The sequence below is a fragment of the Paraglaciecola sp. genome (genome assembly GCF_039942875.1).
In the GTDB taxonomy this organism is placed as follows: domain Bacteria; phylum Pseudomonadota; class Gammaproteobacteria; order Enterobacterales; family Alteromonadaceae; genus Paraglaciecola.
The window spans coordinates 35,832-48,726 of record NZ_JBDVBQ010000056.1 but is presented as its reverse complement, the minus strand read 5'-3'; the positions used below and the strand labels follow the sequence as shown (position 1 = coordinate 48,726).

Genomic DNA, 12,895 nt, shown 5'->3' with positions numbered 1-12,895 from the left:
CTTTATTTTCAGCATGTCCTTTCAACCTTCTACTATTGGGGATTTTTAATCAACTATGCCAGATACCTTTGAATCCAAAAGTGTTCGTAGCCAAAGACATGCCATCAATCAAGCATTGCAAGAAGGGCACAATGATTTAGCCACAGAGTTATTACAGCGTTTACAACCTTGTGATATTGCTTTGTTATTGGAATCAAGTCCAAGTCGAAACCGCTTAGATATATGGCAACTCATCTCCTCAGATTTACATAGTGATGTACTAGAAGAATTAGCCGAAGATGTGCGTAATGGCATTATAGATACCATGCAACCAGACATGGCATCTGACCTGTTAGAAGAAATGGATACCGATGACCTTGTTGATACATTACGAGGGCTTCCTGAATCCGTATCTCAAGATATTTTAGCAGCCATGGACGAACAAGATAGACAAAGAGCTGAGCTAGGACTTTCTTATGGTGAAGACACGGCTGGCTTTATCATGAATACAGATACCATCACCTTAAGGCCTAAAATAAATGTTGATGTAGTGCTTAGGTATTTGCGTTTAAAGGGGGATATTCCTGAACACACAGATACGCTTTATGTGGTAAATCGCGAAGATAAATTAATGGGCGGCGTGGCCATAACCACACTAATTACTGCCGCTCCAGATACGCCAGTAGAAGATTTGATCAAAGATTCTGAAGCCATACCTGTGGACATGGATGATGGCGAAGTCGCTAACCTTTTCGAACGTTATGATTGGCTATCAGCACCTGTAGTAGATAAAAACAATCAACTGGTAGGTCGAATTACCATAGATGATGTGGTTGATATTATTCGTGAAGACGCTGAACACTCAATGATGAGCATGGCGGGATTAGACGATGAAGAAGATACCTTTGCCCCTGTAATAAAAAGTACTCAGCGCCGTTCTATTTGGCTGGGTGTTAATTTATTTACTGCGCTTATGGCTGCAGCTGTAAGTGATATGTTTGAAGCAACCTTAAGCCAATTAGCGGTTTTAGCCATTCTAAATACGATTGTCCCAAGTATGGGCGGTGTGGCAGGTAATCAAACCTTAACCTTAGTAATAAGGGGGATGGCACTAGGTCATGTCAGCTCTGCAAACGCTAGATGGTTGATTAGCAAAGAATTAGCCATTGGCTTTTTTAATGGCATTATTTGGGCCGTGCTCATAGCGTCAGTCATAGCAATTTGGAAGCAAGATTTCATGTTAGGCGCTGTCATAGCTTTTGCAATGATGATCAATATGATCGCCGCTGGACTAGCCGGCGTGACTTTACCCATGATCATGAAAAAATTAAAAATAGATCCTGCCCTAGCGGGTAGTGTAATTCTAACAACTATAACCGATGTAGTCGGTATTTTCGCCTTTCTAGGAACGGCTACTTGGTTATTAATGTAGGTATAAATGAACACCACAAAAACGATACCACTTACGCTAATTGCATTATTCGCGTTTGCTGCAAACTCAGTATTTTGCCGCCTTGCTCTTAATTCGGAGCAAGTCCCCCCTTTAGATTTTACAGTGATTCGTTTAATTTCTGCCTCCCTTGTGTTGGCAGTTATCATTGTCCTTCAAAATAAAATAAAGCTTACACAAATGACTAACTATGGTAGTTACGCTGGTGCTTTGTATTTATTTATCTATGCCGCCGGGTTTTCTTACGCCTATGTATCCTTAGGCACAGCGACAGGGGCTTTAATACTGTTTGCATGCGTTCAATTTACAATGTTGTTTAAGGCGTGGCTAAATGGCTCTCGCATGGGCTTACAAGAGCATATTGGAGTGTTATTGTCAGTGGCTGGATTTGTGTATTTTGTACTACCTGAATTAGAAAAGCCGAGTCTAGTAGGCTGTATATTAATGGCAATTGCAGGCGTCGCATGGGGGTTTTATAGCATAGTTGGCTCAAAATCAAAGCAACCTCTTTATGACACTGCGAGTAATTTTTTACGCCTTATGCCAATTAGTTTATTGGGGTTAGTGTTTATTCTAGTGAACTCTGGCTTATCAATAACCCCCATGGGCTGGGTATATACAATTGCATCAGGCGCTTTGGCATCAGGTGTAGGTTATGCTATTTGGTATTTAGTATTGCCTAACTTGGCACCAAGCATTGCTGCTGTGTGTCAATTATCGGTCCCCATATGGGCCGCTGCTGGGGGCATTTTGTTAGTGAATGAACCAATAGACATGCACTTGGCTATTTCAACTACCGTTATACTGGGTGGTATTCTGTTAGTCATACTAGCAAAAGCTAAACGCTAACAAGCATATTTGGCTTGGAATAGCTTTATTAGTGCATTAAAAAAGAGGGCATTCGCCCTCTTCCCAATTAAATTAATATTCAGATATCAGGTTTAGTCATCTATATCTTGCTTACTTAACCAATTATCCAGTTTCTGCATATCTTGATCCGCAGCTTGATTGAGTTGATCAACCCAATCATGCACATTCTGCCACCAAGCAGGGTGATCACCTTGTTGAATTTCATTTGCTATTTTTTGTACTCTAGCCAAGCCTACCGAACCTGCAGCCCCTTTAATTTTATGAGCCTGTGAGCAAACTTCATCTTTTTCATCAGCACTTAAGCTAAGCTGCAGAATATCCATATACTCCGGCATATTTTCTTGGAACACTTTTACACTAGTGCGAACCATTTCATGGCCTATGGTATCCACTAACATTTGTAACAACTCCAAGTCTAAAAAGGTATTTAACTCGTCTTTCTTTGGCTCTTCTTTAGGTTGGTGTGGCTCAATAGGTTGCTCACAGAAGAGGCTATTAAAGACCTCAATAATACGACTCTTTTTGACAGGCTTAGCGATAACATCATCCATACCATTTTCTAGGTATTCTTGACGGGTTTTAATCACATTTGCAGTTAAAGCCACTATACTGGTTTGTTCTACTAACGACTCTTCGTGAAGAACATTAGCCACTTCAAAACCATTCATATCAGGCAGCTGAATATCTAATAAAATTAGGTCATATTCTTTATTTCTAGCTTTATCGATAGCCTCTTTACCTGTCATGGCAACATCGACATATTGGCCTAGTTTTTCTAAAAGAGCTTTAGCCACCATGACATTCAATTCAATATCTTCAACCAGAAGAATTTGTAACCCTGTGACTTTTAAAGACTCAACCTGAATAGGTTTTTTGCTAATTGCTAGAGGCAGCTCAACAGTGAAACATGTACCCTTACCAGTTTCACTGCTTACACTAATTTTACCATTCATTAGCGACACCATTTCTTGGCAAATTGCCAAACCTATACCTGTCCCTGTAGCACTTTGATGTTCTGGTAAATCGACTTGATAATACATAGCAAAAATTTTATCTAATTCTTGCTGAGGTATGCCCACACCTGTATCACGAACATGGAAAGTAACCTTACTAGTTTCAGCATCTATTGGCTCAGCTTTAACTTCCAATGACACTGTACCTTTTTGAGTAAACTTAACGGCATTAAACAAAAGGTTCCATAATATTTGTCTCAACCGAGTGCCGTCTACTTCAACCAATGCAGGTAATGGATCGTAAACTTTTGCCACAAACGTAAGTTCTTTATCGTCAGCTAATAATTCAATAATACTGCCAAGCTCAGAAGTAAAGTCGTTCAGTGAAACAGTTTTTAGTGATAACTCTAATCTATCCCGGTCTAGACGATCTAAGTCAATGATATCGTTAAAAATATTACCTAAAGTTATACCACTGGCATAAATCGTACTTACCCAAGCAAATTGCTCACTGGTAAGATTAGTATCACGTAACATTCGACTTAAACCAACTATGCCATTCAAAGGCGTTCGTAATTCATGACTGATAGTGGCAATAAAGGCGGTTTTATCTTTACTGGCTTTTGCTACCAGGTTCTCAGCTTTTTTACGTTCAGTAATATCACGACCAAAAGCCAAAAGTCCTAAGCGCACGTTACCATCTCCGTAAAACGGCACTTTACGCATTTCAAAATAGCCACGACGTCCATCAGCAAAGCGTAACCATAACTCTTCAGTAATACTTTCGTTGTTTTCAAGTACCTTATGGTCACTTGCTACAACTTGCCTAGCTAACTCTTCATCATAAACCTCATGGGGGGTTAAGCCTATTAACTCTTGTTCAGTCTTACCTGTCATTTGCTCAGCGACACGGTTACAGCCCGCAAAACGACCTTCTTCATTACGGTAATAAACTAAATCTGGCGAGGCATCGATAATAGAGCGTAGCAAAGTAGACAAACGTAACGCCTGTTGCTCTTTATCTGATTTATCTTCAATTTCGCGTTCTAAATCACTGAATACGCTTTCACGCTCTAGTTGAGCTTGTTTACGTTGTTCTATTTCATGATTTAGTTGCTTAATATTATTTTGTAAAGTGCGATTGAGTATTTCATCATCTTTGCGTAAACGCTCTAACTCTTCCACAGCGCCTGCCAAACTAGCCCTAGATTGCTCTAGTTTTTTAACTAACTGAAAAAAGTACCAAAGTACCCATGGGGCACTCAGCAGAGTTAATAAAGTCGCACTAATGAAATCTTCAGCATGGACAGGATTTCCTATCCATATTCTGATGAAATAAGAACCTGCAAAATTGAAAAGCAATGTAAAAATAACAAATATAGTGGCGGCTTTTATAGCTCCAAAACGTCTAATTAGTTGTGCAAATCGAATTGCCCAAGGTTCAACGGAAGTGGATTCTGGCATATTTTGAAGTCTCAAATTAGAAATAATTCTTTATGTGTTCCTGACATGCTAACAAGAATGTTAAAAGGATCATAATTCCGCGCTCGTTAAATATCGATGAAGGACAACAAAACTGACTAAAAATTCATTTTTTTTAAATAAATATCTAAAAAATTAATAATATATAACTAACTAAAATCCTAAAACATCGCTATTTGATAACAAAAACACCCAAAAACAAACATTTTTTTATAGCATATAACTAAGCTAAAAAAACAACCTATCTATTTGTTTTTTATATATTAAAAAGAATTTACAACATTAAATTCACAAAAATAATAAATTCCCGAATAGATGGTAATTGATTTATAAAATGATACTCGGTATTTTGTACCTCCTGCTTAAGATAAATATTCGATACTCGACTGGTATCCCCAAGAACAAATACAGCATAAAGTAAGCACTAGAAGTATGAGGATGTTTCATATCCTGTTCGTGCTTTGCATTTATAATTGGCAGTATAGATATACAAATTTCTGCCCAGTCGAAGATTGAAGGAGTGAACATTATGAGTTTATATCATCCGAATGATTCGAAAGATAATTGTGGATTTGGCCTAATTGCCCACACTCAAGGTGAGCCTAGTCATAGATTAGTCAGTACTGCGATTGAAGGGCTTGACCGTATGCAACATCGAGGCGGTATCGCTGCCGATGGCATAACCGGTGATGGTTGTGGTCTTTTAATGCAAAAGCCAGACGCTTTTTTCCAACAAGTAGCTGCTGATAACGGTTGGCATTTAAGCCATAAATACGGCGTTGGTGTAATTTTCTTAAATCAAGATACTACATTAGCCGACGCTGCTCGTGCCGTATTAACTGAAGAGTTAGAAAAAGAAACCTTGAGTATTGTTGGGTGGCGTGTCGTCCCAACTGACGAAACAATATTAGGTGATTTAGCTGCATCTTGTGTACCACAGATTGAACAAGTCTTCGTTAACGGTCCTCCAGGATGGCGCTCTCAAGACTTAGAACGCCGATTATTCATGGCTCGTCGCCGCACTGAAAAGCGCTTAGCCGAAGATGAAGAGTTTTATATTGCTAGCCTATCGAGCTTAGTTACCGTTTACAAAGGCTTAGTAATGGCCGGTGACCTACCTAAGTTTTATTTAGACTTAGCTGACGAGAATATGAAGTCTGCTATATGCGTATTTCATCAACGTTTTTCAACTAATACACTACCTCGTTGGCCATTGGCGCAACCTTTTAGATTTTTAGCTCACAATGGTGAGATCAATACTATACGAGGTAACAGAGACTGGGCTAAAGCTAGAACTGGTAAATTTAAAACACCTTTACTTCCTGACCTTGCAGACGCAGCACCATTTGTAAATGAAATAGGATCAGACTCTTCGTCATTAGACAATATGTTAGAGTTATTTTTAGCTGGCGGCATGGACTTGTTTCGCGCGATGCGCCTACTTGTTCCACCCGCATATCAAAATAACAAAACCATGGATGAGGACCTTAAAGCGTTTTACGAATTTAACTCGATGCATATGGAACCATGGGATGGACCAGCCGGTATAGTTTTGACTAATGGCCGCCATGTTGCCTGTAACCTAGACCGTAATGGTTTGCGCCCTGCCCGTTACGTGATTACTAAAGATGGATTAATTACACTTGCTTCAGAAGTTGGCATTTGGGATTACAAGCCATCTGAAGTTGTTGAAAAAGGCCGTGTAGCGCCAGGCGAAATGTTCGCAATAGATACTGAGTCAGGAAGGATTTGGCGCTCTAACGAAATTGATGATGATTTAAAAAACCGTCACCCATATAAAGAATGGTTAGATCATAGCATTCGCCGCCTTACCCCAATTGAAGAGTGCGAAACACCAGAAATCGGCAAACGAATGTTTGACGATGAAATGATGAACACCTATTACAAGCAATTTAATATTAGCTTTGAAGAGATGGAGCAAGTCATCAAAGTGCTTGCTAAAGATGGTCAAGAGGCGACAGGCTCTATGGGTGATGACACACCTATGGCTGTTCTCTCTAGTAAAAGCCGTACAATTTATGACTATTTCAGACAGCAGTTTGCACAGGTAACTAACCCACCGATCGATCCATTACGTGAAAATCACGTTATGTCGCTGGCTACTTGTATTGGCCGTGAAAAGTCAGTATTTACAGAAACATCTGGCTATGCTGACCGTGTGTTATTTGACTCACCCGTTATGGTTTACACCGATTTAAAACAACTTCGTGAGTACGATCCAGAGCATTACTACACTGAATTTGTAGAGCTGAACTACAATCCAGATGAAGGCCTCAAAAAAGCGATCAGCAGAGTATGTGATGAAGTAGAGCATTTAGTTTCACACAAGCGTGCCGCATTTGTTATTTTGTCTGACCGAGCGATTAAAGCAAACCGTATTCCTATCCCTGCAGCAATGGCGGTAGGAGCAGTGCAGAAACGCTTAGTCGATAAAGGGCTGCGCTGTGATGCTAACATTGTTGTTGAAACGGCTTCAGTTAGAGACCCACATCATTACGCTGTATTATTAGGTTTAGGTGCAACGGCTATTTATCCATTCCTTGCATATGAAACCATTGAGCAAATGTGTGAAGCTAATCAATTAGATATCCCGCCCATGCAAGCCATTATTAATTATCGTAAAGGGATTAATAAAGGCTTGTATAAAATCATGTCTAAAATGGGGATCTCAACCATTGCCAGTTATCGTTGCTCCAAGTTATTTGAAGCTATAGGTATCAACGATGCAGTAATGGAAACCTGCTTTAAAGGTGTGCCTAGTCGCATACAAGGTGCGGGGTTTGATGATTTCCAACAAGATCAAATTAACTTAAACCGGGTAGCTTGGCTTAAACGTAAACCTCTTTCTCATGGCGGTTTATTGAAGTATGTACACGGTGGTGAATACCACTCATATAATCCTGATGTGGTGACTACCCTGCAAAAAGCGGTTGTCAGTGGAAATTATGAGGACTATCAAAAGTACAGTGAATTAGTTAACGAACGTCCAATCGCTTGTTTACGTGACCTGTTGGCTTTAACACCTACAACTGAAGCTATTTCAATTGATGAGGTTGAACCAGCTGAAAGCTTATATCCACGTTTTGATACAGCGGCTATGTCAATTGGCGCCCTTAGCCCCGAAGCTCATGAAGCCCTCGCTATCGCCATGAACCGTTTAGGAGGTAACTCTAACTCAGGTGAAGGTGGTGAAGATCCAAAACGTTTTGGTAACGAACGTAATTCAAACATCAAACAAATTGCATCTGGCCGCTTTGGCGTGACGCCTCATTACTTGGTAAATGCGAAAGTACTGCAAATTAAAGTTGCTCAAGGTGCTAAACCTGGTGAAGGTGGTCAATTACCTGGCGATAAAGTCAATCAGTATATAGCTGAGTTACGCCACTCAGTGCCAGGTGTGACCTTGATTTCTCCACCGCCTCATCATGATATTTATTCTATCGAAGATTTGGCTCAGTTAATTTTTGACTTGAAACAAGTGAATCCAACCGCCCTTATTTCTGTAAAATTAGTTTCAGAACCTGGTGTAGGAACTATCGCTTGTGGTGTTGCTAAGGCTTATGCTGACCTAATTACCATTTCTGGTTACGACGGCGGAACAGGTGCAAGCCCGTTAACGTCGGTTAAATATGCAGGTAGTCCTTGGGAATTAGGCTTGGCTGAAACTCAACAAGCCTTAGTCAGTAACGGTCTTCGCCATAAAGTACGCGTTCAAACTGATGGTGGTTTAAAAACAGGCTTAGATATTATTAAAGGCGCAATTTTAGGTGCTGAAAGCTTCGGATTCGGAACAGGCCCTATGGTTGCTTTAGGTTGTAAATATTTACGTATTTGTCACTTGAACAACTGTGCGACAGGTGTGGCAACTCAAGACGAAAACCTACGTGATAACTACTTTATTGGTTTACCAGAAATGGTAATGAACTACTTTAAGTTTGTAGCCCAAGAAGTACGTGAAATCATGGCATCTATGGGGGTTCGTAAATTAGATGAGCTAATTGGACGTACCGACCTTCTAGAAATGTTAGATGGTGTCACTGCAAAACAGAGTAAATTAGATTTAAGCCCTATTTTGACTAAACCAGAAGCAGGCGACCACACTAAATTATTCTGCAACCAAGCGACTAACGACCCAATTGACAAAGGTGACCTAAATCAACAACTGTTAAACGATGTACGTCAAGCAGTTGAAAGTAAAAAAGGCGGTACCTTCAATTACGATATTCGTAATACTGACCGTTCAGTGGGCGCTATATTGTCTGGTTTGATTGCTCAGCATCATGGTAACAAAGGCATGGATGAGTACCCTATCAAATTAAACTTCACTGGTACCGCAGGCCAAAGTTTTGGTGTGTGGAATGCAGGCGGTTTAGTGATGAAGATTGCTGGCGATGCTAACGATTATGTTGGTAAAGGAATGGCCGGTGGTAAGTTAATCATTCACCCACCGACAAGCTCAACTTTCAAGTCTAACGAAAGTGTGATTGCAGGTAATACATGTTTATACGGTGCGACCGGCGGTAAATTATATGCCGCAGGTTTAGCTGGTGAACGTTTTGCAGTACGTAACTCAGGCGCCATAGCGGTTGTTGAAGGTATTGGCGATAATGGCTGTGAATACATGACAGGCGGAATAGTTGCAGTACTTGGGCGTACAGGTGTTAACTTTGGCGCCGGTATGACCGGCGGTTTTGCTTATATATTGGATGAACAAGACGATATTGAGCAACGTGTAAATGGTGAATTAGTTGAGATGCTATCTATTGTAGATAGAGCCATTCTAACCGAGCATTTACGCGGTTTAATTAACAAGCATTACGAAGCGACGGGCAGTCAACATGCTCATAATATCCTAAGTAATTTTGCAAGTTATTTACCTAAATTCAGACTGGTTAAACCGAAAACCAGTGATGTTAAGAACTTACTCGGACACATAAGTCGGTCAACTGCCGAACTTCGTGTTCAAGTGCAATAAGGGGTATCACATGTCGAAGAATGTATACCAATTTGTTGATGTAGAGCGTATCGATCCACCTAAAAAGCCCTCTCACATCAGGCGTGAAGAATTTGCTGAAATTTATCAGCCAATGAGTGATACGCAAGTAGCGGGTCAAGCTGACCGATGTCTTGATTGTGGAAACCCTTATTGTGAATGGAAATGTCCGGTACACAACTATATACCTCAGTGGTTAAGCCTAGCCAATGAAGGACGTATATTTGAAGCGGCTGAACTTTCTAGCAAGACCAATACCCTGCCAGAGGTTTGCGGTCGAGTTTGTCCTCAGGACCGGTTGTGCGAAGGAGCCTGTACCCTGAACGAAGATTTTGGGGCGGTGACTATAGGGAGTATCGAAAAATACATTACGGACACAGCCTTTAAACAAGGTTGGAGACCTGACATGTCTGGCGTTGTAGCAACAGATAAAAAGGTTGCCATTGTTGGCGCAGGCCCTGCAGGTCTTGGCTGTGCTGATATTCTGATCCGTAACGGTGTTAAACCTGTTGTTTTTGACAAATACGAAAAAATTGGTGGCTTATTAACGTTTGGTATTCCTGCTTTCAAGTTAGAAAAAGAAGTGCTCGATTTACGTCACGAAATTTTCACTGAAATGGGTATAGAGTTTGTTTTAAATACCGAGGTTGGCAAAGACATTCCATTCCAAAAACTACTAGATGAGTATGATGCTGTTTTCCTAGGAATGGGCACATATAAACCTATGCAAGGTGGTTTTGATAACGAAAAAGCACCAGGTGTATATGAAGCACTCCCTTTCTTGATTGCGAATATTAATCGTCATATTGGTCTTGAAAAAGATCCCGCTGACTTTGTCGATATGAAAGACAAAAAAGTAGTGGTGTTAGGGGGGGGGGATACCACTATGGATTGTGTTCGTACCTCAATCCGTCAAGGCGCGACTAAAGTAACCTGTGCCTATCGTCGTGACGAAGCCAGTATGCCAGGCTCACGCCGTGAAGTAGTTAATGCAAGAGAAGAAGGCGTAGAGTTTGAGTTTAACTTAATGCCATTAGATATAGCAGTTGATGAAAATGGTAAAACCATAGGTGTGACTATGGTGAAAACCGAAATGGGCCAGCCCGACGCTGAAGGCCGTCGCCGTCCTGTTGTTATCGAAGGTTCTGAGCATCTACTAGAAGCCGATGCCGTTATTATAGCTTTTGGCTTTCAACCTAGCCCAGCAAATTGGTTTGCTGACTTTGGGATTATATTGGATGAAAAAGGTCGTGTACGAGCTCCAAGAAATGGCAAGTACGCTTTCCAGACATCAAACCCTAAGATTTTCTCAGGTGGAGATATGGTACGTGGTTCAGACTTAGTAGTGACAGCTATTGACGAGGGCCGAGTGGCAGCCGAAGGCATTATGGATTATTTAAATGTCTAATTTGCTAGATATCATTCGATACAAAATAGCCGCTCTTTGAGCGGCTTTTTTGTATCACTTTACACAACGTTAAAAATATAAATTTTTAGCTAAACTTCATTCGCTATTTGTTTGAGTGCTTTTTCAAATATTTCTGTAGGTTGGCCGCCACTGATGAGATGTTTATTATTCACAATCACCGCGGGGACTGAACTGATGCCCGCAGCCTGATAATGCTGTTGTTGCTTTCGCACTTCTGCCGTAAATTTATCTGAGTGTAAAATAGCGTTAGCTTCTGCAACATCTAAACCTACCTTATCAATCACAGCTAACAGTTGCTCAAAATCACTTGGGTTACTATTTTCTTTAAAATACAAATCAAACAGGGCTAATTTTAATCCCATTTGTTTCTCTCGCCCAAGCTCTTCAGCCCAATGCAGTAAACGGTGGGCATCAAATGTATTATAGATCATGCCTCCGCCACGGCGTTCACCAAACTCGTAACCAACTGATAAGCCACGCTGCACAATAGCTTCACGATTTTCAGCCGCTTGCTCAATACTAATGCCATATTTTTGAGTGATGTGCTCTGTTATTTCTTGTCCTTCTGGAGGCATGTGAGGATTTAACTCAAAAGGCTGCCAAGTAATAGTGGCATCAATTTCTGAAGAAAGGTTATTTAGAGCCTGTTCTAAAGCTTTGTAGCCAATTATGCACCAAGGGCATGATACATCAGAGACAATGTCCAGTATGAGTTCTTTCATATTTTTCTTCTCTAAGAATTTAAAATTTTTATGTTATGACAAATAGAACGTATTTGAAGCTATTTATTTTCATTTATCTTTAAATGAACCAAAAACATGTAATTAGTATTTAATTTAAACTTGTTTCAAAACCCCACAGCACTGAAAATGCTCAACTTCAGGAAAAGGGTCATAAAAATGATGTAATAAAGCCTTCCATTGCTGATACTCAGGAGATTTTCTAAAACCTAATGTATGGTCTTCTATAGTTTGCCATCGCACCAATAGTAAATAACGATTATCTTTTTCAAGACATCTTTGTAATTGATGGTCAATATATCCCCCCATAGACGAAATAATGACTTGTGCTTGTTTAAACGCCCCCTCAAACTCTTGCTGTTTGCCAGGAATAATATCTAATATCGCTTGCTCTAGAATCACGTATTATCCTTATGTTTATGTGGCCTAAGGCAGCTCACACAATACCCAAATAGATGTAATATTCCCTCAACTAAAGTGGCACTTAAAAATCCAAATAATACCCCCCAAACTAGAGCTTGAAGATCAATTAATATCATATAACTGTAATTTTCCATGGTTTGCCTAAATGTCTCCCGCTCGGGAGTAACTAACACATGAAACACTCGGTAAACCGCACTTTGTAACAAGGCGTTTTGCTCTGCCTTTAATGAACTGACACGCTCAGTGATATAACGAATATTTTGGGCATCATGTCTAAACACCGCATCTTCACTAAACTCATAATGCTTTAAAAGAGCGTGTATATCACCTTGAAAATAACGTTCTGCAGTTTGTTGAAACCCAGCAAGAATAGCCTGTGCTTCTGTCAATTGCGCATCCACTCGTTTCTCATATTGGTCCACTACGGCAGGCACCTGAATACCTATCAATAAACCACTACAAAACAAAGTCAGCCTTAAATAATCTATACATAGTTTTATCATAATTATACTCATTGCCCAGCCAGCATACCTTTACACAACTGAATTGCCTTGC

The 12,895-nt window shown here is 40.3% G+C and carries 8 protein-coding genes; 4 read left to right on the top strand and 4 right to left on the bottom strand.

The annotated features are described in order from the left end of the window. Positions 1 to 55 precede the first annotated feature (55 nt). Both mgtE and ABJE44_RS19805 read left to right on the top strand, forming a co-directional pair. A complete protein-coding gene (gene mgtE, locus ABJE44_RS19810) occupies positions 56 to 1,411 on the top strand; it encodes a magnesium transporter (RefSeq protein ID WP_348110489.1) in 1,356 nt (451 codons plus the stop codon). 6 nt (positions 1,412 to 1,417) lie between these two features. After that, positions 1,418 to 2,278, top strand: coding sequence for a DMT family transporter (locus ABJE44_RS19805; RefSeq protein ID WP_348110490.1), 861 nt, complete (start codon positions 1,418 to 1,420; stop codon positions 2,276 to 2,278). A 92-nt stretch (positions 2,279 to 2,370) separates the two neighbouring features. On the opposite strand, the gene arcB is transcribed toward ABJE44_RS19805, so the two are convergent. After that, on the bottom strand, positions 2,371 to 4,716 hold the full coding sequence (arcB, locus tag ABJE44_RS19800) for an aerobic respiration two-component sensor histidine kinase ArcB (RefSeq protein WP_348110491.1): 2,346 nt from the start codon (positions 4,714 to 4,716) through the stop codon (positions 2,371 to 2,373). Between the two features lie 547 nt (positions 4,717 to 5,263). Between arcB and gltB the strand changes: the two genes are divergently transcribed. Then, a complete protein-coding gene (gene gltB / locus ABJE44_RS19795; RefSeq protein WP_348110492.1) occupies positions 5,264 to 9,730 on the top strand; it encodes a glutamate synthase large subunit in 4,467 nt (1,488 codons plus the stop codon). Positions 9,731 to 9,740: 10 nt separating this feature from the next. Next, entirely contained in the window at positions 9,741 to 11,156 is a 1,416-nt protein-coding gene (locus tag ABJE44_RS19790) for an FAD-dependent oxidoreductase (protein WP_348110493.1), read from the top strand. Positions 11,157 to 11,245: 89 nt separating this feature from the next. Here the strand turns inward: ABJE44_RS19790 and ABJE44_RS19785 are convergent, their stop codons facing one another. The 3 genes from ABJE44_RS19785 to ABJE44_RS19775 form a co-directional block, all read right to left on the bottom strand. Beyond that, positions 11,246 to 11,899 carry a DsbA family oxidoreductase gene (locus ABJE44_RS19785; protein WP_348110494.1) on the bottom strand — a complete coding sequence of 218 codons (654 nt, stop codon included), beginning with the start codon at positions 11,897 to 11,899 and terminating at the stop codon, positions 11,246 to 11,248. Positions 11,900 to 12,013: 114 nt separating this feature from the next. Continuing rightward, positions 12,014 to 12,319 (bottom strand): antibiotic biosynthesis monooxygenase, encoded by a 306-nt coding sequence (locus ABJE44_RS19780; protein WP_348110495.1) that lies wholly within the window; start codon positions 12,317 to 12,319, stop codon positions 12,014 to 12,016. Then, positions 12,316 to 12,843 (bottom strand): DUF2937 family protein, encoded by a 528-nt coding sequence (locus ABJE44_RS19775; RefSeq protein ID WP_348110496.1) that lies wholly within the window; start codon positions 12,841 to 12,843, stop codon positions 12,316 to 12,318. The genes ABJE44_RS19780 and ABJE44_RS19775 overlap by 4 nt, the downstream gene beginning before the upstream one ends. Positions 12,844 to 12,895: the final 52 nt, after the last annotated feature.